Below are 25,391 nucleotides of genomic sequence, written 5' to 3'. Positions count from 1 at the left end.
GCTCTGCGTCGCGTTGACGGTCAGCTTGTGGATGCCGGGTTTCGCGTTGGAGTAGGCGCGCTGCGAGACGACGGCCGCGTTGCTGCCGGCCGGCAGGCTCAGGCCGGTCGTCACGACGCTGGTGACGGCCGAGGCCGGCTTCAGCACCACGCCGTCGACCGCGAACTCGAACGCGGCGAGCGTGGTGCCGGCGTCCAGCCGCACGGTGGCCTGCAGGTCGAAGCGCTGGCCGGGCAGGAAGCGCGCGATCACCGGCGGGTTCGGGTCGTTCGACGTGAACAGTTCGCTCGGCGGCACGAGGCGCGTGACATTCGGCGCGGCCTGGGCGGCGGCAGCGGCGAGCAGGAGGGCGGCAACGGCGAGGCGGTTCATTTCGGGGACTCCAGGAGAACGGATGCGGATTCGGGGTCGAGCACGAGGCGCACGAACGAGGCGCGGCCGTCGGCCTCGCGTTGCGCGCCGACCTGCAGCGTGCCGGTCAGCGAGACGAGGCCGGGGCGGTACGAGATGGTCCGCGCAGCGAGCGGGCCGGCCAGGTGCAGGTAGAGCGTGGAGGCGGGCAGGTCGTCGGCGAAGCTCTCGTCCTCGTCGCCGAGCGAGACGGGCAGCGGCGTCAGCAGCGCGATGCCGGGGGCGGCGGTCGCAGCATCCTGGTGCGCCAGGTAGCCGGTGATGCGCACCGGCTGGCCGTCGAGCGACAGCAGGCGCGCGCTGGGCGCGAGGCCGCGTGGCCCGACCGGCAGCTGGAAGAACTCGCGGAACTTCAGATCGGCAGGCACGGGCCCGGCCTGGGCCGCGACAGAACCCAGCAGCGTGGCCGCACACAGCAGCCACGCCTTCCAACGACGACGCATGGGTCTCCCTCCACGACTCCCCGAGCTGCCAGATGATCGCGGGGCGCCATGACAGGGGCGTGACGTTGGCTCAATACCTCGCCTCAATAGTTCAGCAGCACGACCTCGTCGACGAAGGCGGTGTTGTCGCCGGTGGTGTTCTGGCCCGCGAAACGCAGCGTGTGCGCGCCGGCACCGAGCGCGATCGGCGGGGTCGTGAACGACTCGAACTGCGTCGACCCCGGCGTGAAGCTGCCCAGCAGGTTGCCGTCGAGGTAGACGCCGAGGGCCTGCACGCCGCCGAAGCTCCAACCCCGCCGCGCCGCCTTGAAACGCACCGCGTACCGCCCCGCCGACAGGTCGGCCAGGCCCTGGCTCATCGCCCCACCGCTTTGCACGAAGGCCGTCTGCAGGCCCTCCGGCGCGGCCGCCGCGCCGAACGCGCTGCCGTTCTTCTGCAGGCCCGAGCCGCTGGTGCCGCTCTCCGGCGAGAAGGTCCAGGCCGCGTTCGCCGCGCCGTACTGCACGCCGTTGCCCGTCGCCACCCCCGGCGACTCGAAGCCCGGGTTCTGCGGCAGGATGCCCACCCAGCAGCGCTTGGCCACCCCGACGATCGGGTCGACAAAGGTCGCGTTGTCGCAGGCCACCGGGCCGCTGCGCGTCAGCAAGCGGTACGACGACTGTGCGCCGTAGGCCACGGTCCGCGTGCGGTCGAAGCTGCAGCTCTGGCCCTCCAATGCGCACGGCGCCCAGATGCCGATCGCCGGCGGCCGCTCGGTGTCGCTCAGCTCGCAGTGCTTCACGACGTTCGGCACCGGGTCGCCGAAGGTCGCGTTGTTGCAGTCGACGCTGCCGTTGAAGCTGCCGTAGACGAAGCTGCTGCCGCTGCCGTAGCGCACGCCGCGCACGCCTTCGAAGAGGCACTGCCCGGCCTCCGCCGCGCAGCTCGCCCAGGCAGCCCCCGTCCCCGCCGTGCGGAAGGTGCGCACACCTGGCTGGACGCCGCGGAAGTAGATGTAGCGGCCGTCCTGGTCGGCACTCGCGATGCCGGCCGCGCCGGTGAAGGCACTGCCGTTCCACACCTCGACGCCGTCAATGCTGACGCGCCGGTCGATGCCGAAGCGCGGGATGCCGATCACGCCGACCGAGCCGGTGTGCGAGCTGCTGTCCACCGTCATCGTGAAGCTGCCGTCGCTGCCGCGGTCCCAGCTGTTCCTGACGCGCTTGCTGCCGTCAAAGCTCAGCTGGCCCTCGACGTGCGTGAGGTCGCCGGGGTGCGGGATCACGCCGTACTGCTGCCCCTTCACCGTGGTCGGGCTGATGCCCAGCGTGTAGAAGGTCAGCGCCGAGGTCGGCCCGGACGACCAGCCGTGGGCGTAGCTGACGAACCATGGCGCATAGCCGCCGCTGCCGCCGTCGGCGCCATAGCCCTCCCAGAAGGTCCGGGTGCTGCGCGTCGGGTGGTTGTACATGAAGCCCCACTGGCGGCGCATCAGGTCCAGCGCATCGGCATCGCGCGAGGCCACCGACATCGCCATCAGCTGCATCGAGCCCGCGAAGCCGGAGATGTTGCGCCCCCACTCCGGCGTCAGCGCGCCCAGCGTGCCGAGGTTGGAGTTCAGGTAGCGGGCGATGGCCGCCGGCTTGTCGGCGTTGTCGGTCACCCCGTACCAGACCGCGAGCGAGTTGCCGTCCTGCGGCAGCAGCGTGCTGTCCGGGTTGTCGCGGTAGGCGCCGGCCGCGGCGTCCCACAGCGTGGCGTTGATGCGCGACTTCAGCGTCGCGGCCGCATTCGCGTAGGCCGTGGCCGTCGCGCCCTCGCCCACCGCGCCGGCCAGCGTGGCGCCGGTGACGAGTGCGCGGTACAGCATCGCATTCGCCGCGATGTTCTCGCCGCCCTGCCCGCCGCGCGCCCAGTCGTTGGTGCCGGTCACGTGCAGCAGCCCGTGCGCGCCGTTCACCTTGGCCTGGATGAAGGCCATGCCCTGCTTGTAGCGCGGCCAGATCGAGCGCAGCCAATCGGTGTCGCCGCTGTAGAGGTGGTAGGTCTCGGTGCCGATCAGCGTCCACAGGTGGTAGGTGTCGGAGCCGTACAGGTCGAAGGGCGGGCCGGAGTACGGCAGCTCGCCGCTCGCCTTCTGGCTGTCGTACAGGCGCTGCAGCGCGTTCTTCACCGACAGCGTGTCGGCGGTCGACACATAGCCCACCGCAGCCGAGATGCCGAGGTCGCCCGACCACACCGTGCGGTCGCGCTTGGCGGCATCGGTCAGCACCGTGGTGCCGCCACTGACCACGGCGGTGTTGTCCCAGCCCGTGGCGAGCAGCTTGCGGCCCTGGTCGGGCGCGATGGTGTTGGTCTGCACCGTGTAGGCGCCGGCGTACCAGAGCTTGTTCAGCAGGTCGTCGTTGCTGTAGAAGTAGTTCGGGTAGGCGCTCGGGTCGCTCATCGATGGCGCCGGCGTGAAGCGCAGCCGGATGTTGGCGAGGTGCACCCAGCCGTCGGAGTTCATGAACAGCGTCAGGTAGCGGAAGCCGCCGCGCAGGCTCGCCGCCGGCATCGTGTACGAGGTGCCGGTCGTGCTGTTGACGCCCGCGAAGATGGCCCCGTCGGTCGAGCTGCTCGCGCCCGCGTTCAGGCCGGCGTTGGAGCCGTCGCTGAGGGGGCCGACGTACTCGCTCGACTCGGTGAAGGCGAGGCCGACCGATTCGGCGTTGCTGCCGGCGGCGGGGACGTCCAGCGAGACGAAACCGCCGACCTCCTTGCCGAAATCCAGCACCACGTAGCTGCCGCGGCCCGACATCATCGCGGTGTTGCCGGTCAGCAGGTTGCCGGGGTTCTGCACCGTGCCGACGGTCTTGAAGACCGCGACCGGAGCCAGCGTGCGCGACGACGGGGACAGCATGTACTGGCTCCACGGTGTCGTCGCCGCCGCGGCGGCGGCCTTCTCCGGCGCACCGGCCGATGCGGTCGCGCTGCGTGGCGCCGAGGCCGTGCCGCCGCTGTCGCCGTCGCTGTTCCCGCCGCTCCCGCCGCAGCCGCCGAGCAAGGCGCCCGCTGCCGTCGCCCACGCGACGATGAAGAATCTCACTGCGTTGCGTCCCTGCATGCTTGCCTCCTGGTGGTGGGGCGGGACTCTACGGAGTGTGAAAGCGCCTATCAAACGACGAATGCTGATCGGCGGGATAAGAGACGCTTATGCGGGCGCTCGGCGCTGCGGGCGTTTGCAAGCGCTGTCAGGGCCGGCGCCACGACGGAATCGCGGGAAGAACCTGAGTGATGGGACGACCGCCGGCCCGATCGGCTGGCAGCCGCCTCGGGGTTCACCATGAGCGGGGGTTTTCAGTTCACCGGCGTCAGCTTCGCCACCGACAAGGCCAGCCACTTCATGCCGTGCCGGCCGAAGTTGATCTGCGCCCGCGCATCGTCGCCGGCGCCTTCCAGCGTCACGATCACACCTTCGCCGAACTTGGTGTGGAACACGCCCTGCCCGGTGCGCAGCCCGTGGCTGGAGGTGGTCTTCGGCCCGCCCGGCTGCGCCACCGACTGCGGCCGCGGCTCGACCCGCCCGGCGCCGACGATCGAGTTCAGCCCCGAGCCGCGGGCCCAGGCCGCCTGGTACTCGCGCGCAAAGCCCGAGCCGAAGCCCTGGTTGCGCGGCGTGATCCATTTCAGCGCCGCCTCGGGCAGCTCGTCGAAGAAGCGGCTCTTGACGTTGTAGCGCGTCTGCCCGTGCAGCATGCGCGTCTGGCTGAAGCTCAGGTACAGCCGCTTGCGCGCGCGCGTGATCGCGACGTACATCAACCGCCGCTCTTCCTCGAGCCCGTCGATGTCGGACACGCTGTTCTCGTGCGGGAACAGCCCCTCCTCCAGCCCGGTGATGAAGACCGCATCGAACTCCAGCCCCTTGGCCGAGTGCACCGTCATCAGCTGCAGCGCATCCTGCCCGGCCTGCGCCTGGTTGTCGCCGGCCTCCAGCGAGGCATGCGTCAGGAAGGCGGCGAGCGGCGACATGATCTCGCCGGTCTCGGCATCGGGCGTCTGCTCGAGCGCCGCGATCGTCTCGGCGCCGCCGTGCTCGTCGACCGGCAGCGCCACCGCGTTCTTGCCGAAGCCCTCCTGCGTGACGAAGGCCTCGGCCGCGTTGACCAGTTCGTCGAGGTTCTCGAGCCGGTCCTTGCCTTCCTTGTCGGTCTTGTAGAAATCGATCAGGCCCGAGGCATGCAGCATGTGCTCGATGATCTCGCGCAGCGTCTGCCCGCGCGTCGCCTCGCGCATCGCGTCGACCAGCGCGGTGAAGGCCTGCAGGTTGCCGCCCGCCTTGCCGCTCAGCGCACCGACGCTCTGGTACAGGCTGCGCCCGCTCTGGCGCGCCGCATCCTGCAGCTGCTCGATCGAGCGCGCGCCGATGCCGCGCGTCGGGAAGTTGACGACGCGCAGGAAGCTGGTGTCGTCGTTCGAGTTCTCGATCAGGCGCAGGTAGCTCAGTGCATGCTTGACCTCGGCGCGCTCGAAGAAGCGCAAGCCCCCGTACACCTTGTACGGAATGGCGGCATTGAACAGCGCGCTCTCGATGACCCGGCTCTGCGCGTTGCTGCGGTACAAGATGGCGATGTCGCGGCGCGCGATGCCGTCGCGGTGCAGCTGGCGCGCCTCGTCGACGAACCACTGCGCCTCGGCAAAATCGCTGGTGGCCTCGTAGACGCGCACCGGCTCGCCGGGGCCCGCCTCGGTGCGCAGGTTCTTGCCGAGCCGCCGCGAGTTGCGCGAGATCAGCTCGTTGGCCGCGTCGAGGATGTTGCCGAACGAGCGGTAGTTGCGCTCCAGCTTGATCACCTGCTCGACGTGGAACTCGCGCTCGAAATCGGCCATGTTGCCGACCTGCGCGCCGCGGAAGGCGTAGATGCTCTGGTCGTCGTCGCCGACTGCCAGCACCGCGGCGTGCGGGCCGGCGAACATCTTCAGCCAGGCGTACTGCAGCTTGTTGGTGTCCTGGAACTCGTCGACCAGGATGTGCCGGAAGCGCCGCTGGTAGTGCTCGCGCAGCGGTGCGTTGTCGCGCATCAGCTCGTAGGTGCGCAGCATCAGCTCGGCGAAATCGACCACGCCCTCGCGCTGGCACTGCGCCTCGTAGGCCTCGTACACGCGCACCAGCGTGCGCTCCTGCTCGTCGCGCTGCTCGACGTCCTTCGGGCGGCGCCCTTCTTCCTTGGCACCGGCGATGAACCAGGTGACCTGCTTCGGCACGAAGCGTTCCTCGTCGAGGTTCATCGCCTTGATGACCCGCTTGACGGCCGACAGCTGGTCGGCCGAATCGAGGATCTGGAAGCCCTGCGGCAGCGCGGCGAGCTTCCAGTGCGCGCGCAGGAAGCGGTTGCACAGCCCGTGGAAGGTGCCGATCCACATGCCGCGCACCGGCACCGGCAGCATCGCGCCGAGCCGCGTCAGCATCTCCTTCGCGGCCTTGTTGGTGAAGGTCACCGCCATCACGCCGCCGGGCGTCAGCTGGCCGGTCTGGATCAGCCACGCGATGCGCGTGGTCAGCACGCGCGTCTTGCCGGAGCCGGCGCCCGCCAGGATCAGCGCCGGGCGTGCCGGCAGCGTCACCGCGGCGAGCTGCTCGGGGTTCAGGTTGTCGAGGAGGCGGCCGTCGGCACCGGGGTCGCGCTGGGGAGAGAGGTGCTCGCTGGAGCCGTCGTCATGCATCCGTCGATTGTAGGGATGGACGTTGCCGGGGGCGTTTCCTACGATCCGACATGGATTCAGGCTTCGCCACCCCGCGCGGCCCGCAGCGCCTGCCGTGGGTCGACACCGCGAAGGCGGTGGGCATCGTGCTGATGTTCTACGGGCACGTGGTGCAAAGCCGTGCCGGCGACAACGCGTCGGCCGTCGACCAGCTGCGGTTGATCTACGCCTTCCACATGCCGCTGTTCTTCGTGCTGGCCGGGCTGTTCTTCCACCCGGTCGCCGCGCTGCTGCCGCGCCTGCGCACGCTGGCCCGGCTGCGCCTGGTGCCGGTGCTGTTCTTCGGGCTGCTGCTGCTGCCGCTGTGGTCGCTCAGCGCGGTGAAGCACCACTTCGCGTGGTGGTACTACGCGCAGCCGCTGGGCGCCGCCTACCTGCGCGGCATGCCGGAGCTGAACTGGGTGACCTGGTTCCTCGTCTGCATGTTCGTCTGCGAGGCGATGGCGCTGGTGGTGTTGCCGCGGCTTCGGCATGTGGCGGCGCAGCTGGTGTTCGCGGCCGCCTGCATCGCCGGCGGCGTGTTCCTGTGCAACCACGGCGACGCGCTGGGCGGCTGGGTCGCGCAGGTCAGCCGCACCTGGTTCGTGCGCGAGGCGATCGTCGCGCTCGGCTTCTACACGATCGGGCAGGTGCTGCGGCCCTTCCTGCAGCAGCTCGCCACGCACCGCGGCATGGCCTTGCTGGTGACGCTCGCCTGCACCAGCGCGCTGCTCGCGACCTACCGGCTGAACCACCCGCACGATGCGCAGGCGGTGATGATGGCGGCGGCACAGCATGGCGACGCGTTCGGCTTCGCGTTCAGCGCGCTGGCCGGCACGCTGGCGGTACTCGGCCTCGCGATGCTGCTGCCGGCCACGCGGGTGGCGGCGTGGATCGGCCGCAACAGCCTGCCGCTGATGGGCCTGAACGGCGTGTTCTTCCACTTCTTCAACCCGAAGCTGGCCGAGAGCCTCTTGCTGGCCGACACGCCGGGGGCCGTCACGGCGTATGCGGTGGCGATCAGCGCGGTGTCGCTGCTCGCGTGCGTGCCGTTGGTGGCGCTGCTGAACCGGTTCGCGCCGCAGTTCATCGGCAAGGCGCGCCATCCGACAGCCGGGAGGCCAGAAACAGGGCCGGCCGAGGGGGCAAGCCCCGCCGCGTAGAATTCGTCACCGGGCCCAAATTTTGGCGCCCGGTTTTTCGTTTCGGCGCCCTCGCATTGCTTCGAGGCCTTCTGCCGGGCGGCCGGGTTCCAAGTCAAGCGCTCTTCCCCACCCTTTGGAGCCTGACCATGGAAATCTTCGACTACGACAACGTCCTGCTGCTGCCGCGCAAGTGCCGCGTCGAGAGCCGCGCCGAATGCGATGCCTCGACCGAACTCGGTGGCCGCACGTTCAAGCTGCCGGTGGTGCCGGCCAACATGAAGACGGTGGTCGACGAGCCGATCACGCAGTGGCTGGCCGCCAACGGCTACTTCTACGTGATGCACCGCTTCGACCTCGACAACGTCGCGTACGCGAAGCGCATGCGCGAGCGCGGCCTGTTCGTCTCGATCAGCTCGGGCGTGAAGGCCGACGACTACGCGGTCATCGACCGGCTCGCGGCCGACGGCGTCGGCGCCGACTACATCACCATCGACATCGCGCACGGCCATGCCGAGAGCGTGCGCAAGATGATCGACCACATCCGCCAGCGCCTGCCGAAGACTTTCATCATCGCCGGCAACGTCGGCACGCCCGAGGCGGTGATCGACCTGGAGAACTGGGGCGCCGACGCGACCAAGGTCGGCATCGGCCCGGGCAAGGTCTGCATCACGCGGCTGAAGACCGGCTTCGGCACCGGCGGCTGGCAGCTGAGCGCGCTGAAGTGGTGTGCCCGCGTCGCGACCAAGCCGATCATTGCCGACGGCGGCATCCGCGACCATGGCGACATCGCGAAGAGCGTGCGCTTCGGCGCCGCGATGGTGATGATCGGCTCGCTGTTCGCCGGCCACGAGGAATCGCCCGGCAAGACGGTCGAGGCCGATGGCAAGCTCTTCAAGGAGTACTACGGCTCGGCCAGCGACTTCAACAAGGGCGAATACAAGCACGTCGAGGGCAAGCGCATCCTCGAGCCGGTGAAGGGCAAGCTGGCCGACACGCTGCGCGAGATGCGCGAGGACGTGCAGAGCTCGATCAGCTACGCCGGGGGTACGCGGCTGGCCGACATCCGCAAGGTGAACTACGTGATCCTGGGTGGGGACAACGCGGGGGAACATCTTTTGATGTAGCGGCATCGCCGGCGTGTGTCAGACCCGACACGCGGCGACACCCGCCCCCACGAAGACGCAACCTGCGCGCAACACGGTTTCGCTTGAATCGACCGGTGCGGCAGCGCCGCGCCCGCACCTGCGGGCGGACGCCGCCGTCCCCTCGATCCAAAGGAAAACCTGTGAAGCTGAGATTGTTCGCGCCCCTGCTCGCGGCCGTGGCGGCCGCGCCCCTCTTGTTGACCGGCTGCGGCGGCAGCAGCGACGACGGCCCGGGCTACGTCCGCCTCGTCAATGCCACCTCCACCTACGCGTCGCTGGACCTGTACGACAACGACACGAAGGCCAACGCGGCGGTGGCCACCAACACCGTCGGCGACTACGCGACGATCGGCTCGGGCGCCTACACCTTCTACCTGAAGCCCGCCGGCTCGAGCACCGCGGTGGCGTCCGCCGTGCAATCGGTCAGCGACGGCGTGCACAACACGCTGGTCGCCTACAACACGTCCGGCAGCCTGCGCACCCGCTACCTGAGCGACAACGAGGCGGCGCCGACCTCGGGCACCGCGAAGTTCCGCGTCTTCAACACCTCGTACGAGGCCGGCAACGTCGACGTGTACGTCACCACGCCGACCGACACGCTGACCAACGCCACCGCGAATGCGCCGACCATCGGCGGGGAGCGCTTCTCGAGCTACGGCGAGATCACCGCCGGCACCTACCGGATCCGCGTCACCGCCGCCGGCGACAAGACCGACCTGCGGCTGGACATCCCGTCGGTCACGCTGACCGACCAGCAGATCCTGACGCTGGTGCTGACCTCCACGCCGGGCGGCGTGCTGGTCAACGGCCTGCTGATCAACCAGCAGGGCCCGCTGCAGGCGCAGGTGAACGGCTTTGCGCGCGTGCGGCTGGTGGCCGGCGCGTCGGCCTCGGGCACCGTGGCGGCCACCGTCAACGGCATCAACCTGTCCAGCGGCACCGTCTCCACCGGCAAGCCGCCGGCGATCGGCAGCTACCTGCAGGTGCCGGCCGGCGCGCTCGCGACCAGCGTGTCGATCAACGGCACCGACGTGAGCCCGAGCGGCCTGACTGCCGCGCCCGGCGCCGACCTGACGCTGCTGGTGCTGGGCAGCGCCGCAGCCCCGCAGGTCGCGCTGATCAGCGACGACAACAGCCCGGCGCTGACCAGCGGGTACGTGAAGCTGCGGCTGATCAACGGCGTGAACGGCCTGAACTCGGCGCTGACGCTGCAGGCCAACAACGGCGTGCTGACCAAGAGCTCGAACATCGCGTTCGGCACCGCCGGCGACGCGACCCAGGTGATCAACAGCACCACCGCGAGCCCGACGCCGCTCGAGGTCGACTCGGCCACCTCGTCGAGTGCGCTGTACACCGGCAACGTGGCGCTGCTGACGCCGGGGGTCTACACGCTGTTCATGCTGGGGGATGCGGCCACGCCGTCGGCCGTGCTGCGGCTGGACCGCTAGCAATGACAACCCCTCGCCCGTCGAGTACGCCGGGCGGTCCCCCGAGGGGACGCGGGCCGGCTTGGGAGCGGCCCGGCGCTCGGCCCGCCCGGCCTCAGGGAATGAGTCTGAGCGTCAGCGCGATGCCGAACGCCCCATCCGCCGCACGCGCCAGGCTCAGCGTGCCGCCGAGCTGCCGCGCGATCTGCGAGACGATCGCCAGGCCCAGGCCGCAGTGCCCGAGCGAGCTGCGCTGGCGGTCCAGCCGCACGAAGGGCTGCAGCGCCTGGCCGAATTCGGCGTCGTTCAGGCCCGGGCCGTGGTCGTACACCGCGATCGTCACGCCGCCTTCGCAGCGGCACAGGTCGACGATCACCGGCCGCTGGCCGTAGGCGAGCGCGTTGTCGACCAGGTTGCTGAGCAGCCGCTGCACCGCGATGTCGGGCAGCAGTTCGTCGACGCCGTCGCCGCGCAGCGTGACGCCGGGATCGGCATACATCGCGACCACCGCGCGCCCGGTGTCCCACAGCGGCTGCAGGCGGCCGAGCTGGATGTCGGCGCCGCCCTGCACATAGGCGAGGAACTGGTCGACGATGCGCTGCACCGAACCGAGGTCCTGCAGCAAGGCATCGCCCACCGGCTCGTCGCACTGCGTCTCGATGCGCAGGCGCAGCCGCGCGAGCGGCGTGCGCAGGTCGTGCGACACGCCGGCCAGCAGCTGGCCGCGCGTGCGGTCGGCCTCGTCGAGGCTGCGCGCCAGCGAGTTGAAGGCGCGCGCGATCTGCTGCAGCTCGTCGCTCGCGCCGGCCGGCAGCTCGATCGCGCGCAGCGCGCCGCGCCGCGTCGCGATCTCGTGCGCCAGCCGCTTCAGCGGCAGCGCGATCACCCGGAAACCGATCCACAGGCTCAGCGCCGCGGTGCCGAACAGCAAGGCCAGCACCGCCAGCAAGGTGATCGTCGGCGCATTGCGCGGCGACGCGTGGCGGTGCACGAAGTTCCAGCGCTCTCCCTCGATGTCGGCCTCGATGCGCAGCACCAGGCCGTTGCGGTCGCTGATGTCGAGCACCGCGTCATGGCCGAGCGAGCGGGTGACGATGTCCTGCAGCCCGCTCGGCAGCTCGATCGACGGCTGGCGCAGCGGGCCGACGATGTCGGGCCCGCCATCGGGCGCGCCGCTGCGGCCGACCCAGAACGGGCCATACGACAGCTCCACCGCAACGCGGTCGCGCTCGTCGGGTGGCGTGGTCAGCAGGTTCTGCTGCGCCTGGTGCGCCTCGCCGACCACCGCCACCAGCATGCCCTCGCTGAACGGCTCGAACAGCAGCGTGCGCAACAGCAGCAGCTGCGCGATCAGCGACGCGACGCTGATCAGCCCCACCAGCCAGGTGACGCGGCCGGCCAGCGAGCGGGGCAGCCAGCGCATCAGCGCGACGTTTCAGGCACGAACATGTAGCCGTGGCCGCGCACCGTCTGGATGAAGCGCGGGGTGCCGGGATCGGATTCGACGAGCTTGCGCAGGCGCATCACGGTGACGTCGATCGCGCGCAGCAGCAGCGATTCGCTGCGCGAGTGCGACACCGCCAGCAGCCGCTCGCGCGACACCGCGACCCCCGGGTTCGCCACCAGCTCGGCCAGCACCGAGAACTCGACAGTGCTCAGCACGCGCGTGGCACCGTTGCGGAACAGGCAGCGCGCGCTCACGTCGAAGACGCTGCCGCCGAACTTGACCGGCGCCTGGTTCATCTGCGACAGGCCCGGCGGCACGATCGCGCGGCGCAGCACCGCATGCACGCGCGCCAGCAGCTCGCGCGCCGAGAACGGCTTGCCGAGGAAATCGTCGGCGCCCATCTCGAGGCCGAGCACGCGGTCGATCTCCTCGCTGCGCGCGGTCAGGATGATGATCGGCACCCGGTCCCCCTCGGAGCGCAGCTTCTGGCAGGCCTGCAGCCCGCTCATGCCGGGCAGGCTCACGTCGAGCACCACCAGGTCGGGGCGCAGCCGGTGGATGCGGCGCAGCAGGTCCTCGGCGGTGGCCATGCCGGTGACGACCAGGCCCTGCTTCTCCAGGTAGTCGCACAGCATCGTGCGCAGCGGGTTGTCGTCTTCGACGACGTAGAGGTGGTACGGCTTGGTCATGGACGGAAGCTTAGTGAGCCGGCGTTGCGCGCTTGCTTCTGGCAGATGTCCCTGCATGTCCGATCATGTCAAGCCGAACCGGACGACACATCAATCCGCCCACATGCCCCGGCGATCGCCGGGCTCGGCACCGGCGGCGAGCCGCTTCGACCAGCGGGCGGCGCGTTCCTTCGCGGCGGAACTGGCGACCGCGCAGCTGCCGTCCTGCAGGTAGGCGACGGCCGCGGCCGTCAGCGATTCCGCCGGGTCGCCGAGCGCTCCGCTGAAGGTGTCGGTCCCGGCGCACGTGGCGGCGATGCCGTTCCAGAAGCCGCCCTCGCCGAGCGCGTTGGTGCTCTCGAAGTTGACCGCGCTGTAGGTGTTGCCGCAGGACGCGCGCGGCTGGAAGCCGACCGGCTTGCCGCAGCTCGTGCCGCCGATCGTCACGACCTCGGCATAGGGCTTCAGCCCGTTCACGACCAGCTCGCTGGCCGAGCAGGTGCGCGCGCCGGTCAGCACCACCACGCGCGGGAACGCCGCCGCGCCCGGCACCGAGCCGAGCAGGTAGGCGCCGTTCGAGCTGGCGTGCCGACCGTTGAACGTGAGCCGCGCGAACACCTCGTCGCGCCGGGCGGAGCCGGTCGCGAGCGTCGCGAGCAGCGCGGCCGTCGAGACGCGGCCGCCGCCGTTGTAGCGCAGGTCCAGGATCAGCTCGGTCGCGCCGGCCGCGCGGAACTGCGCCACCGCGTCGATCAGCGGATCCTCGGCCTGCGTGAGGAAGTCCTTCAGCACCAGGTAGCCGGCCTTCGTGCCGTTCGCGAGCGTCAGCAGCCGCGTCACCGGCACCGGCGTCAGCGCATAGGTGCCGGCCGTCACCGTGACGGTCTTCGGCCCGGCCGGCGCATCGATCACCAGCGTCAGCACGTCGCCGGCCTGCGCCGGCGTCAGCGCCGAGAAATCGTCGGCCGCCACCAGCTCGGCGGCGCTGCGGCCGTTGACCGAGCTGATCACGTCGCCACGCAGCAGCCCGGCGGTGGCGGCCGGCGACAGCGGCTCGACGTAGCGCACCTTCAGCGGCAACTGCAGCTCCAGCCCGTTGACCGAGACGCCGTAGCCGAGCGTGCGGCCGTCGCCATAGAACTGGTTGTACGACGCGCTGCTCTCGATGTAGCTCCAGCGGTCGGCCGGCACCGGCGCGGCGCCGGTGAACAGCAAGGCGTCGAAGTAGTCCGGCACGCTCGCGTAGGGGCCGGGATCGGGGCTCGGCGAGCTGCCGCTCCAGTAGTACCAGTCGGCCATGTAGCCGCGCAGCCAGGTCTTCTGGGTGCCGAGGTCGCAGCTGGGGGCGCCGCCGTTCAGCGGCAGGCCGTCGTCGTTGCCGCCGCAGCCGGCGAGCACGGTCAGCAGGGCCAGGCTGGCGGAGGCGAACAGCTTCGTGGGCAGGGGTCGCATGGTGGCTCTCCCGGTTGCCGCATCAGTGCGGGGATCCCCGCCACCATAGCAGCAGGTGCCCCCCGCCTACAATTCCGCCTTCCCCCTGCCCCCAGCCTGCGCCACCATGTCCGAGCTTGCCAAATCGTTCGAACCCGCCCCGATCGAAGCCCGCTGGGCGCCGCTGTGGGAGCAGCAGGGCCTGTACGAGCCCACGCTGGACGCGAGCAAGCCCTCGTTCAGCATCCAGCTGCCGCCGCCCAACGTCACCGGCACGCTGCACATGGGGCACGCGTTCAACCAGACCATCATGGACTCGTTGACCCGCTGGCACCGCATGAAGGGCGACAACACGCTGTGGGTGCCGGGCACCGACCACGCCGGCATCGCGACGCAGATCGTCGTCGAGCGCCAGCTCGAGGCGGCCGGCCAGAGCCGCCACGACCTCGGCCGCAAGAACTTCGTCGCCCGCGTGTGGGAATGGAAGGAGCAGTCGGGCTCGACCATCACGCAGCAGATGCGCCGCATGGGCGCCTCGGTGGCCTGGCAGCACGAGTACTTCACGATGGACGAGAAGCTCTCGCCGATCGTCACCGACACCTTCGTGCAGCTCTACGAGCAGGGCCTGATCTACCGCGGCAAGCGGCTGGTGAGCTGGGACCCGGTGCTGAAATCGGCGGTGTCCGACCTCGAGGTCGAGAGCGAGGAGGAAGAGGGCTCGCTGTGGCACATCCGCTACCCGCTGGCCGACGGATCCGGCTCCATCGTCGTCGCCACCACGCGCCCCGAGACCATGCTCGGCGACACCGCGGTGATGGTGCACCCCGACGACGAGCGCTACCAGGCGCTGATCGGCCGGCAGGTCACGCTGCCGCTGTGCGACCGCACGATCCCGGTGATCGCCGACGAGTACGTCGACCGCGAGTTCGGCACCGGCGTCGTGAAGGTGACCCCGGCCCATGACGTGAACGACTACGCCGTCGGCCTGCGCCACCAGCTGCCGATGATCGGCGTGCTCGACCTCGACGCGAAGGTCAACGACAACGCGCCCGCCCCGTACCGCGGCCTCGATCGCTTCGTCGCCCGCAAGAAGGTGGTCGCCGACCTGCAGGCGCAAGGCCTGCTGGTCGAGGTGAAGAAGCACAAGCTGATGGTGCCGCGCTGCGCCCGCACCGGTGCGATCGTCGAGCCGATGCTGACCGACCAGTGGTTCGTCGCGGTCAGCAAGGCCGGCCCCGATGGCAAGTCGATCGCGCAGAAGGCGGTCGACGCCGTCGCCTCCGGCGAAGTGAAATTCGTGCCGGAGAACTGGGTCAACACCTACGACCAGTGGATGAAGAACATCCAGGACTGGTGCATCTCGCGCCAGCTGTGGTGGGGCCACCAGATCCCGGCCTGGTACGGGACGGGCGGCGAGATCTTCGTCGCGCGCACCGAAGCCGACGCGAAAACCAAGGCGAAGGCCGCCGGCTACAGCGGCGAGCTGCGCCGCGACGAGGACGTGCTCGACACCTGGTACTCGTCGGCCCTGGTGCCGTTCTCGACGCTCGGCTGGCCCGACAAGACGAAGGAGATGGACCTGTTCCTGCCGTCCAGCGTGCTGGTGACCGGCTACGAGATCATCTTCTTCTGGGTGGCGCGCATGATCATGATGACCACCCACTTCACCGGCCGCGTGCCGTTCCGCACCGTCTACATCCACGGCATGGTGCGCGACAGCGAAGGCAAGAAGATGAGCAAGTCCGAAGGGAACGTGCTCGACCCGGTCGACCTGATCGAGGGCCGCGACCTCGAGACGCTGGTGCAGAAATCGACCGTCGGCCTGCGCAAGCCCGAGACCGCGCCGAAGGTGGCCGCGCGCGTGAAGAAGGAGTTCCCCGACGGCATGCCGGCCTACGGCGCCGACGCGCTGCGCTTCACGATGGCCTCGTACGCAAGCCTCGGGCGCAACATCAACTTCGACACCAAGCGCTGCGAGGGCTACCGCAACTTCTGCAACAAGCTCTGGAACGCCACCAAGTTCGTGCTGATGAACTGCGAGGGCCAGGACTGCGGCCTCGCCGAGCACACCAAGGCGCAGTGCGAGCCGGGCGGCGAGTTCGCCGGCTACCTGTCGTTCTCGAAGGTCGACCGCTGGATCACCGGCGAGTTGCAGCGCGTCGAGGCGGCGGTCGAGCAGGGTTTCAGCGACTACCGGCTCGACAACGTCGCGAATGCCATCTACCAGTTTGTCTGGACGGAATACTGCGACTGGTACCTGGAGCTCGCGAAGGCGCAGCTGCAGAACGGCGACGAAGCGGCCAGGCGCGCGACGCGGCGCACGCTGCTGCGCACGCTCGAGACGGTGCTGCGCCTGATGCACCCGATCATGCCGTTCGTGACCGCCGAGCTGTGGGACGTGGTCGCGCCGCTGGCCGGCCGCAAGCCGGCCGGCTCCGGGCAAAGCATCGTCACCGCACCGTACCCGAAGGCGCAGCTGGAGCGCGTCGACCCGCAGGCCGATGCCTGGGTCGAGCGCTTCAAGGGCCTGGCCGGCGCGACGCGCAACCTGCGCAACGAGATGCAGGTGACCAAGCCGGTGCCGCTGTACGCGATCGGCGACAACGACTTCGTGCGCGAGGCCGCGCCGCTGCTGCAGTCACTGATCCGGCTGTCGGGCGTGCAGGTGTTCGACGACGAGGCCGCGTTCGCGGCGGCGACGGCCCAGCTGCCGGTCTCGGTGCAGGGCGAGACGCGGATTGCGCTGCATGTCGAGATCGACGTCGCGGCCGAGCGCGAGCGCGTGGCCAAGGAGATCAAGCGCGTCGAGGCCGAGATCGCCAGGTGCAACGCCAAGCTGTCGAGCGAGAGCTTCGTCGCGCGCGCGCCGCAGGAGGTGGTCGATCAGGAGAAGCAGCGGCTGGCGGACTTCACGGCAACGCTGGATCGGTTGCGGCATCAAGCGGGACGCCTGGGTCCGTCGTCCTGAACTCGCGCGGTGCGCCGGGCGTGATCGCGAGCAGCTCGTCGATCCGCCGGGCCACCGCCCACGAGCTGCGCAGCCGCGATTCGCGCGTGGTGCTGGCCACCCGCGGCGTGATCTGCAGCGTGTCCATGCCGCTCAGCGGCCGGCCCGGCTCCAGCGCGCCGGGCTCCAGGCTGTCGAGCCAGACGGCCGAGACGCGCCCGCTGGACAGCACGTCGGCCAGCGTCTTCTCGTCGAACAGGCCCGAGTGCGCGATGCTGACGATCACTTGGTTCGGCTTGCAGAACGGCAGGAAGCGCTCGCCCAGCAGGCCGTGGTAGCGGCTGAAGTAGTTGAGCTGCACGCAGACGGCATCGGACTGCTCCAGCAGCTCGCGCAGGCCCACCGGGCCGACATGCCAGCGGTTCCACACGCTGTCGCTCGCATGCAGCGACGGGTCGTAGCCGACGAGCTTGGAGCCGAAGCCGCTCAGCATCCGGGCCATCGCCTTCGCGGCCGGCGGCATGCCGATCAGCCCGACGGTGCAGGCGCCCAGCTCGCGGCCGACCAGCATGCCGTCGGAGCCGACCACCGGCACGCGGCGCAGCAGCGACAGCAGCGCGCCGATCATGAACTCGGCCTCGGCCTGCGCGGTGGCGGTCTGGCTGCGCACCACCTCGATGCCGGCGCGCGCGCAGGCGTCGAGGTCGATGTTCTCGGCGCCGGCGCTGACCCGGCCGACCGCGCGCAGCACCGGCGCGTAGTGCAGCGCCTGCGCATCGAGCGCGACGGTGGGCGGCAGGATCAGCGCCCGCACGTTGTAGAGCGCCTGGCGGAACGCGCGGGTGTCGCGCGCCAGCTCCGGCGCCTGCCGCAGCGAATAGCGCGCATCGAGCCACTGCATGACTTCTGCTTCCAGCGGTTCGATGATCAGCAAGTCCATGCGGCTTCGAGAGGCTCTGCCCCGGTGTCACACGCCCTCCAAAGAGCCCGTGACACAATGGTTTTTGTCGACTAAATCACAGTTTAAAGGGGCCACACGCACATGTTTGTCAACAAGGCGATCTTTCCGGTAGCGGGCCTCGGCACGCGATTCCTGCCCGCGACCAAGGCCCAGCCGAAGGAAATGCTGCCGGTTGTCGACAAGCCCCTCATCCAGTACGCCGTCGAGGAGGCCTACGCCGCCGGGGTCCGCGAGATGATTTTCGTGACCGGCCGGCACAAGCGCCCCATCGAAGACCACTTTGACATGACCTTCGAGTTGGAGGTAGCCCTCGAACAGGCGGGTAAGCAAGAGTTACTGGATGTCGTGCACAGCGTGAAGCCGGACGACATGGAGTGCGTCTACGTGCGCCAGCCGCAGGCGCTGGGCCTGGGCCATGCGGTGCTGTGCGGGCAGCGGCTGATCGGCAACGAGCCGTTCGCGGTGCTGCTGGCCGACGACCTGATGGTGGGCCAGAAGCCGGTGCTGCAGCAGATGGTCGAGCAGTTCGCCGAATGGCGCGTCTCGATGCTGGCGGTGCAGGAGGTGCCGCCGGAGCAGACCAGGCGCTACGGCATCGTCGACGGCCGCGTGGTGAACGACCGGCTGATCGACATCACCCGCATCGTCGAGAAGCCGGCGCCGGAAGAAGCGCCGTCGCGGCTCGGCGTGGCCGGGCGCTACATCCTGACGCCGGGCGTCTTCACCGAGATCGCGAACCAGCCGCGCGGCGTCGGTGGCGAGATCCAGCTGACCGACGGCATCGCCGGGCTGCTGCGCCGCGAGAAGGTGTTCGCCTACCGCTACGAAGGCCGCCGCTACGACTGCGGCAGCAAGGAAGGCTTCCTGGAGGCCAACGTGGAGTTGGCGCTGGCTCACCCGGTGCTGGGCGCGGATTTCCGCAGGTACCTGAAGAACCTCGAATTCTGATCAGCGGCGGCGCAGCAGGTGGATGAACTCGTCGTTCACCGCCTTCTGCTCGACCAGCTCGTTGCCGGTCTGCCGCGCGAACGCCTGGAAATCGCGCATCGACCCCGGGTCGGTCGCGATCACCTTCAGCAGCTCGCCGCTGCTCATGTCGGCCAGCGCCTTCTTGGCCTTCAGGATCGGCAGTGGGCAGTTCATGCCGCGGGCGTCGACTTCTTTCTGCGCATCCATCGCGTGTCCTCTCAGTGGGGTTCCACCGGCCGCGGCATCAGCTCGCGCCATTGCGGCGTGATGCCGCGCGCGGTGAGCCAGTCGGCCAGCGCATAGCCGGTACCGGCCGGCCAGCATTGCACGGCCTCCGGCGTGAAGAGCTTGTACTCGACCAGCTCCGGCGACAACTTGATCTCGCCGCGCGCCACCGCGTGGTACGCGATGATCACCTGGTTCATCCGCTGGAAATCGTAGGCCCCGATGATCGACAGGCGGTCGACCGTCAGCGAGGTTTCCTCCATCACCTCGCGGGTGATGCCCTCCTGCGGCGTCTCGCCCGCCTCCATGAAGCCGGTGATCAGCCCGAAGTACCTGCCGGGCCAGGCGGCATTGCGCGCCAGCAGCAACTGCCCGTCGCGGTCGGCCAGCTCGATCACCGCGGCCAGCACCGGCGTCGGGTTGTTCCAGTGCGTCCAGGCGCAGGCCGGGCAGCGCAGCCGCGTCTTCGGGCCGCCGTCTTCTTCGAGCGTCACCGGCTGCAGGCCGGTCGCGCAGTTCGGGCAGAAGCGGGTGTCGTAGTTCATGGTGGGGCTCAGGCGGGGAAGACGCCGGTGGACAGGTAGCGGTCGCCGCGGTCGCAGACCACGAACACCAGCGTCGCGTTCTCGACCCGTCGGGCGATGTCCAGCGCCACCCAGCAGGCGCCGGCCGCCGAGATGCCGCCGAACAGGCCTTCCTCGCGCGCCAGGCGGCGCGCCATCTCCTCGGCCGCGTCCTGGCTGACGCTGACCGTCTCGTCGACGCAGCTCGGGTCGTAGATCTTCGGCATGTAGGCCTCGGGCCACTTGCGGATGCCGGGGATGCGCGAGCCTTCGGCCGGCTGCGCACCGATGATGCGGACCGCCGGGTTCTGCTCCTTCAGGAAGCGCGAGGTGCCGGTGATGGTGCCGGTGGTGCCCATCGCGCTGATGAAGTGCGTGACGCGCCCGCCGGTGTCGGCCCAGATCTCGGGGCCGGTGGTCTCGTAGTGCACGCGCGGGTTGTCGGCGTTCGCGAACTGGTCGAGCACGCGGCCCTTGCCGTCGCGCTGCATCTGCTCGGCCAGGTCGCGGGCGTATTCCATGCCGCCGCTGCGCGGCGTGAGGATCAGCTCGGCGCCGAAGGCCTTCATGGTCTGCGCGCGCTCGATGCTCAGGTCCTCCGGCATGATCAGCAGCATGCGGTAGCCGCGGATCGCGGCGGCCATCGCGAGCGCGATGCCGGTGTTGCCCGAGGTCGCCTCGATCAGCGTGTCGCCGGGGCGGATGTCGCCGCGCTCCTCGGCGCGCCGGATCATGCTGATGGCGGGCCGGTCCTTCACCGAGCCGGCCGGGTTGTTGCCTTCGAGCTTGGCCAGGATCACGTTGCCGCGCCGCTCGTTGTCGGCGCCCGGCAGGCGCTGCAGCCGCACCAGCGGCGTCTGTCCGATCACGTCTTCAAGGGTCTTGTACGGCGTCATGGGGTCTCCTCGCGGGATTGTCGCAGGGGTGCGCATGGCGCGGCGCGCACGCGGGCTCTCACACCCCCTCAGGCCATTTCCCCGTCGGCCACCAGCGCCTCGACCAGCCCGCACAGCCAGCGCAGCGCCGGGTCCTTGTCGCGGCTCGCGTGGTGGACGATCGCCACCGGGCTGGCCGGCAGCTTCAGCGGCACCGCCGCCCGCACCAGCCCGAAGTCGCGCTGCCAGCCGGGCGCCAGCACCTGCGGCACGGTGGCGATCGCCGGCACCTGCTGCAGCACCCGCGGCAGCGACGAGAAGCGCGGGCTGGTGCAGACGATGCGGCGCTTCAATCCGAGCGCGTCGAGCGCGTCATCCACCGTGCCGTGGAACGCGCCGCGGTAGGTCACCATCAGGTGCGGCAGCGCGGCGAACTGCTTCAGCGTCAGCGTGCCCTTCGGGCCGATCACGCCGGGCCGCGCCACGCAGCAGTACGGCACCGTCGCGAGCGGCCGGCTGCGCTGCCAGGCCGGACCGGCGGGGAAGGCGCCGATCGCGAGGTCGAGCTGTTCCTGCAGCAGCATGTCGGCGATCCGGAAGCGGTCGGTCGCGACGACGGCGATGCGCGCCTGCGGCGCCTCGGCCGCCAGCCGCGCGACCAGGCCGGGCAGCAGCCAGGTGTCGATCCAGTCGGGCATGCCGATCACGAAGCTGCGGTCGCTGCGCGCCGGATCGAAGGCCGGGGCATCGGAGACGACGCCCTGCAGCTCGGCCAGCGCCGGCGCGAGCGCCGACTGCAGCTCGAGCCCGCGCTGCGTCGGCTGCATGCCGCCCCTGCCGCGCACCAGCAGCTCGTCGTGGAACAGCTCGCGCAGGCGCGCCAGCGCGCCGCTGACCGCCGGCTGCCCGAGGTGAAGGCAGGCGGCCGCCTTCGACACGCTGCGCTCGCGCAGCAGCACCAGCAGCGTCACCAGCAGGTTCAGGTCGACGCCCCTGAAATCGYGTTCTCTGATAGTGCCGATCATTTCAATCGATTTGCGTGATGAAGGCTTCGATTGAATCATGGGTCACCCTTCAACGGAGCAATGCCCATGACTTCCTCTTCCACCTCGTCCCCCCACACCCGCCCGCTGGCTTCGATCACCCGCGAGGCAGCCGCCGCGCTGATAGCCCACGCCCAGGCCGCCGCCCGCTCGCTCGGCATCCACGTGACGGTGGCGGTGACCGATGCGACCGGCGAGCTGAAGGCCTTCGAGCGCGACGACGGCGCCCGCTTCCTGACCGCGTCGATCGCGGTCGACAAGGCCTGGACGGCCACCTCGTACGGCGTGTCGACGCGCCAGTGGACCGCGATCCTCGAGCGCCCGATGGCGGCCCAGCTCGCGCACCGGCCGCGCTTCGTCGCGGTCGGCGGCGGCTGCCCGATCTTCGACGGCACGCAGCTGGTCGGCGGCATCGGCATTTCCGGCGGCGACGCCGAGCAGGACCACCAGGTGGCCGAGCGTGCCATCGCGGCGCTCGGCCTCGCTGCATCGGCCTGATCGCCCCATCCCTTCCTCCTTGAACGAGAGAGTGCTTCCCATGTCTTCTTCCCTGTTCTCCCTGCGCGCCGCTGCCGGCGCATTGGCTTCCACCGCCATCGCGCTCGCCGCGTTCGGCGCGGCCGTCACACCGTCCACCGCGCGGGCCGCCGCCCCGATGATCAAGACCCAGGCGCCCGGCTTCCATCGCCTGATGCTCGGTGCCTTCGAAGTGACGGCGCTGAGCGACGGCACCGTCGACCTGCCGGCCGACACGCTGCTGCACCCGCCGTCCGGCACCATGGCCTCGCGGCTCGCCAAGGCCGATGTGAAGAGCCCGGTCGAGACCTCGGTCATCGGCTTCCTGGTCAACACCGGGGACAAGCTGGTGCTCGTCGACACCGGCGCCGGCGCGCTGTTCGGCCCGACGCTCGGCAAGCTGGGCGCGAGCCTGCGGGCCGCCGGCTACCAGCCCGAGCAGGTCGACGAGGTGCTGCTGACGCACGCCCACCCCGACCACGTCGGCGGGCTGATGGCGCCGGGCGGCGTCGCGTTCCCGAACGCCACGGTGCGCCTCGACGAAGCCGACGCGCAGTACTGGCTCTCGGCAACGCGGATGGACGCCGCGCCGGCCGCGGCCAAGGGCTTCTTCCAGGGCGCGATGGCCTCGCTGAATCCGTATGCCGAAGCCGGCCGGCTGAAGCCCTTCGCCGCGGGCAGCGAGCTGCTGCCCGGCATCCGCGCCATCGCGGCCCGCGGGCACAGCGCCGGGCACACGGTCTATGCCGTCGAGAGCCAGGGGCAGCGCCTGCTGCTGATCGGCGACCTGATCCACGTCGGCGCCGTGCAGCTCGACGACCCACGCGTCACGATCGCGTTCGACAGCGACGAGCCCGCCGCGGCCGCCACGCGCCGCCAGGTGTTCGCGCAGGCCGCCGCGCAGAACACGCTGGTCGGCGCCCCCCACCTGCCGTTCCCCGGCCTCGGCCACCTGCGCCGGGCGGGCGCGGGGTACCGCTGGCTGCCGGTGGACTACACGACCCCGCTGAAATAGCGGCGCCGTCCGGCCCTGGGCGGGGGCCGTGCGCGAACCGGGCAGCGTGCCTTACGATCCGCCCCACTGCCCATGACCGACCCGTCGCTTCCCGCCCGCTTCGTCGCATTGCCGCTGCGCCGCCTGGCCCTCGCCCTGGTGGCAGGCAATGCCGTGGTGATCCTGGTGCTGGTGCTGGCCGCCGTCGTGGCCTTGCAGGCGGGCCGCGAGTCCGAGGAAGTGCGGGCGCGGGAATCGGCCGAGAACCTGGCGAACAGCCTGGCCATCGAACTCGGCGCCGAGCTGAAGCAGTTCGACAATGCGCTGGCCACCGTGGCGTTGCGCGTGCGCGCCGTCGATGCCACCCAGGCCGACGGGCGCGCCGAGATCGAGCAGAGCCTCGCCGAGCAGCGCTCGCTGCTGCCGCAGGTCGATGCGATCCGCATCGCCGATGAACAAGGCATCGTCAGCTTCGGCCTGCCTGCAGGCGCTGCAACGGTCAGCATCGCCGACCGCGACTACTTCCTCGAAACGAGGTCGCATGACGGCATGGTGGTCTCCGAGCCGGTGCAGAGCCGCATCACCCGCAAATGGGGCATCGCCGTGGCCCGCCAACTGCGACGCGCCGACGGATCGTTCGCCGGCGTGGTCTACACGAGCCTGCCCAGCGAGCACTTCATCGACCGGTTCAAGCGCATCGGGCTGGCCAGCGCGGGTGCCGTGGCGCTGCGCTCGGGCGGCTTGAAGCTGGTCGCGCGTTTCTCGGTGCTCGACGGCGCGCAGGAGAAGAACCTGGGCACCGTGGTGGTCTCCAGCGAGATGACGCGCCGCCTCGCGACCAACCCGGAGCGCGGCTCGTACCTGACCCCGACCGCACTCGACGGCATCGAACGCTACACCGCGTACCAGCGCATTCCCGGCTCGTCGTTCCGGGTGTTCGTCGGGCTCGGCACCAGCGATTTCCTGTCGGGCTGGCGGCGCGAGGTCGGGCAGGTGGCGTCGCTGCTCGCGATCGCCATCGCGACGATCGCCGGCTTCTCCGCGCTGCTGTTCGTGCAGCAGCGGCGCCAGGTGGTCGCCCGCCGCGAGATCGCGCGGCTGGCCCAGGAGCAGAGCGTGATGCTCGACAACGAGGTCGTCGGCATGGTGAAGCTGAAGGATCGCGTCGCGCTCTGGAAGAACCGCGCGCTGGACCGGATCTTCGGCTACGAGCCGCACGAGCTGGTCGGCGCGCCGGCGCGGCTGCTCTACCTCGACGACGACTCCTTCGACGACATCGGCCGCCGCGCCTACCCGATGCTGCAGGCCAGCGGCCGCTTCCGGGCGCAGCTGCGCATGCGCCACAAGCAGGGCCATGCGATCTGGATCGACCTGACCGGCGCGGCGGTGTCGGCCGACGAATCGCTGTGGTCGATGACCGACATCACGGCCCTCAAGGACAGCGAGGCGCATGCGCACCACCTGGCGCTGCACGACCCGATGACCGGGCTGCCGAACCGCCTGCTGTTCGCCGAGCGGCTGCTCTACATCCTGGCCGATGCGCAGCGGCGCCGGCAGATGACCGGCGTGTGCTACCTCGACCTGGACGGCTTCAAGGCCGTCAACGACGCCAACGGACACGACGCCGGCGATGCCGTGCTGAACGAGGTCGCGAAGCGGCTGCTCGGCTGCATCCGCACCAACGACGTGGTCGCCCGTTTCGGCGGCGACGAGTTCGCGCTGATCCTCAGCAACATCCAGGATGCGCGCGAGGTGGAACGCGTGCTGCAGCGGGTGCTGCAGGCGATCGAGCTGCCGATCCACCTGGCCCGCGGCGAGGTGGTCGCGGTGGGCGCGAGCATCGGCGTCGCGATCGGGCCGGAACACGGCGACGATTCCGACGCGCTGACGGCCCGCGCCGACCAGGCGATGTACGTCGCCAAGCGGGCCGGCAAGCACCGCATCGTCCTCTGGAGTCCCTGAGGCCGCGCCCTCCTGGTTCCCGGACCCCGGTCACGGCGCGGTCATCGCTCGGCGATGGCTCGCGCATGCACCTCTCGCGCCTGCAAGCAGTGTTTCAGAGTATTGGGAATGCGCTTCTTCACAGGGGTCCCGCGGTAGCCTGCGGCCCATTCAAACTGCGAATGAGCTCCCCATGACAAGCCGAATGAACCCGCTGCGACTGACCCTGGTCGCCATCGCCTGCGCCGCCGCCACGCCCGCCTTCGCCATCGACTGGCCGGCCGGTTTCTCGAAGTGCGCCGACGAAGGCAAGAGCTGCAAGATCGGCACGGCGACCCGCCAGGTGTCGTTCGGCGTGAAGAACAAGTGGGTGGTGAAGACGCTGTCGGGCACCGTGGCCTGCACCGGCGCGACCTTCGGCGGCGTGGATCCGAACGCGGGCAAGAAGGAGAAGTGCGCGATCGGGCCGGTGGCTGCGCCCGCGCCCGCACCTGCGCCGGCACCCTCGCCTGCGCCGGCTCCCGCCCCTGCACCCGCTC

General features: G+C 70.1%; 19 protein-coding genes and 2 pseudogenes. 9 read left to right on the top strand and 12 right to left on the bottom strand.

Annotated elements, in window-relative coordinates:
- The 4 genes and pseudogenes from AC1DXV_RS13635 to AC1DXV_RS13620 all read right to left on the bottom strand — a co-directional run.
- Positions 1–372 (bottom strand): annotated as a pseudogene (locus tag AC1DXV_RS13635) (alkaline phosphatase); the annotation flags it as partial.
- A complete protein-coding gene (locus tag AC1DXV_RS13630) occupies positions 369–854 on the bottom strand; it encodes a hypothetical protein (protein WP_477873243.1) in 486 nt (161 codons plus the stop codon). The gene AC1DXV_RS13630 and the pseudogene AC1DXV_RS13635, both read right to left, overlap by 4 nt.
- Before the next feature lie 83 nt (positions 855–937).
- A complete protein-coding gene (locus AC1DXV_RS13625; RefSeq protein WP_477934015.1) occupies positions 938–3,940 on the bottom strand; it encodes an alpha-L-rhamnosidase-related protein in 3,003 nt (1,000 codons plus the stop codon).
- Between the two features lie 233 nt (positions 3,941–4,173).
- The gene (locus tag AC1DXV_RS13620) at positions 4,174–6,537 is read right to left on the bottom strand and encodes a UvrD-helicase domain-containing protein (protein ID WP_477934013.1); all 2,364 of its coding nucleotides are present in this window, start codon (positions 6,535–6,537) and stop codon (positions 4,174–4,176) included.
- 50 nt (positions 6,538–6,587) lie between these two features.
- On the opposite strand from AC1DXV_RS13620, the gene AC1DXV_RS13615 reads away from it, so the two are divergent.
- The 3 genes from AC1DXV_RS13615 (at position 6,588) to AC1DXV_RS13605 (ending at position 10,293) form a co-directional block, all read left to right on the top strand.
- The gene (locus AC1DXV_RS13615; RefSeq protein ID WP_477867812.1) at positions 6,588–7,718 is read left to right on the top strand and encodes an acyltransferase family protein; all 1,131 of its coding nucleotides are present in this window, start codon (positions 6,588–6,590) and stop codon (positions 7,716–7,718) included.
- 128 nt (positions 7,719–7,846) lie between these two features.
- Positions 7,847–8,824 (top strand): GMP reductase, encoded by a 978-nt coding sequence (locus AC1DXV_RS13610; protein ID WP_477867814.1) that lies wholly within the window; start codon positions 7,847–7,849, stop codon positions 8,822–8,824.
- 161 nt (positions 8,825–8,985) lie between these two features.
- Positions 8,986–10,293, top strand: coding sequence for a DUF4397 domain-containing protein (locus AC1DXV_RS13605; RefSeq protein ID WP_477867816.1), 1,308 nt, complete (start codon positions 8,986–8,988; stop codon positions 10,291–10,293).
- 94 nt (positions 10,294–10,387) lie between these two features.
- On the opposite strand, the gene AC1DXV_RS13600 is transcribed toward AC1DXV_RS13605, so the two are convergent.
- The 3 genes from AC1DXV_RS13600 to AC1DXV_RS13590 all read right to left on the bottom strand — a co-directional run bounded on the left by AC1DXV_RS13600 (position 10,388) and on the right by AC1DXV_RS13590 (position 13,839).
- On the bottom strand, positions 10,388–11,695 hold the full coding sequence (locus tag AC1DXV_RS13600; protein WP_477934012.1) for an ATP-binding protein: 1,308 nt from the start codon (positions 11,693–11,695) through the stop codon (positions 10,388–10,390).
- The gene (locus tag AC1DXV_RS13595; RefSeq protein ID WP_047592312.1) at positions 11,695–12,408 is read right to left on the bottom strand and encodes a response regulator; all 714 of its coding nucleotides are present in this window, start codon (positions 12,406–12,408) and stop codon (positions 11,695–11,697) included. Before AC1DXV_RS13595 ends, AC1DXV_RS13600 begins: the two co-directional genes overlap by 1 nt.
- Positions 12,409–12,498: 90 nt before the next feature.
- The gene (locus tag AC1DXV_RS13590; RefSeq protein WP_477934010.1) at positions 12,499–13,839 is read right to left on the bottom strand and encodes a S41 family peptidase; all 1,341 of its coding nucleotides are present in this window, start codon (positions 13,837–13,839) and stop codon (positions 12,499–12,501) included.
- Positions 13,840–13,945: 106 nt separating this feature from the next.
- Here AC1DXV_RS13590 and AC1DXV_RS13585 point away from each other — a divergent pair, with 106 nt between their 5' ends.
- Positions 13,946–16,786 carry a valine--tRNA ligase gene (locus AC1DXV_RS13585; protein WP_477934008.1) on the top strand — a complete coding sequence of 947 codons (2,841 nt, stop codon included), beginning with the start codon at positions 13,946–13,948 and terminating at the stop codon, positions 16,784–16,786.
- Here AC1DXV_RS13585 and AC1DXV_RS13580 read toward each other — a convergent pair.
- Positions 16,728–17,705, bottom strand: a complete 978-nt coding sequence (locus AC1DXV_RS13580; protein WP_477865878.1) for an NAD(P)-dependent oxidoreductase — start codon at positions 17,703–17,705, stop codon at positions 16,728–16,730. The two genes, AC1DXV_RS13585 and AC1DXV_RS13580, sit on opposite strands and share 59 nt — an antisense overlap.
- A gap of 102 nt (positions 17,706–17,807) precedes the next feature.
- Between AC1DXV_RS13580 and galU the strand changes: the two genes are divergently transcribed.
- The gene (gene galU / locus AC1DXV_RS13575) at positions 17,808–18,674 is read left to right on the top strand and encodes a UTP--glucose-1-phosphate uridylyltransferase GalU (protein WP_477865877.1); all 867 of its coding nucleotides are present in this window, start codon (positions 17,808–17,810) and stop codon (positions 18,672–18,674) included.
- Here galU and AC1DXV_RS13570 read toward each other — a convergent pair whose 3' ends face one another.
- The 4 genes from AC1DXV_RS13570 to AC1DXV_RS13555 all read right to left on the bottom strand — a co-directional run bounded on the left by AC1DXV_RS13570 (position 18,675) and on the right by AC1DXV_RS13555 (position 21,383).
- On the bottom strand, positions 18,675–18,902 hold the full coding sequence (locus tag AC1DXV_RS13570; protein WP_477865876.1) for a sulfurtransferase TusA family protein: 228 nt from the start codon (positions 18,900–18,902) through the stop codon (positions 18,675–18,677).
- A gap of 11 nt (positions 18,903–18,913) precedes the next feature.
- Complete coding sequence (locus tag AC1DXV_RS13565) at positions 18,914–19,465, bottom strand: NUDIX domain-containing protein (protein WP_477865875.1); 552 nt, start codon at positions 19,463–19,465, stop codon at positions 18,914–18,916.
- A gap of 8 nt (positions 19,466–19,473) precedes the next feature.
- Entirely contained in the window at positions 19,474–20,379 is a 906-nt protein-coding gene (gene cysM / locus AC1DXV_RS13560; RefSeq protein WP_477865874.1) for a cysteine synthase CysM, read from the bottom strand.
- A gap of 68 nt (positions 20,380–20,447) precedes the next feature.
- Entirely contained in the window at positions 20,448–21,383 is a 936-nt protein-coding gene (locus tag AC1DXV_RS13555; RefSeq protein ID WP_477934006.1) for a LysR substrate-binding domain-containing protein, read from the bottom strand.
- 66 nt (positions 21,384–21,449) lie between these two features.
- Between AC1DXV_RS13555 and AC1DXV_RS13550 the strand changes: the two genes are divergently transcribed.
- The 4 genes and pseudogenes from AC1DXV_RS13550 to AC1DXV_RS13535 form a co-directional block, all read left to right on the top strand.
- Positions 21,450–21,899: a GlcG/HbpS family heme-binding protein gene (locus AC1DXV_RS13550; RefSeq protein ID WP_477865872.1), complete on the top strand. Its 450-nt coding sequence runs from the start codon at positions 21,450–21,452 to the stop codon at positions 21,897–21,899.
- 40 nt (positions 21,900–21,939) lie between these two features.
- Positions 21,940–22,932, top strand: a complete 993-nt coding sequence (locus tag AC1DXV_RS13545; RefSeq protein WP_477865871.1) for an MBL fold metallo-hydrolase — start codon at positions 21,940–21,942, stop codon at positions 22,930–22,932.
- A 72-nt stretch (positions 22,933–23,004) separates the two neighbouring features.
- Complete coding sequence (locus AC1DXV_RS13540) at positions 23,005–24,873, top strand: sensor domain-containing diguanylate cyclase (protein ID WP_477865870.1); 1,869 nt, start codon at positions 23,005–23,007, stop codon at positions 24,871–24,873.
- Between the two features lie 184 nt (positions 24,874–25,057).
- Positions 25,058–25,391, top strand: a pseudogene (locus tag AC1DXV_RS13535) (hypothetical protein); the annotation flags it as partial.

This window comes from Rhizobacter sp. P3_C12, from assembly GCF_056402735.1.
This window is presented reverse-complemented; position numbering and strand designations above follow the sequence as displayed.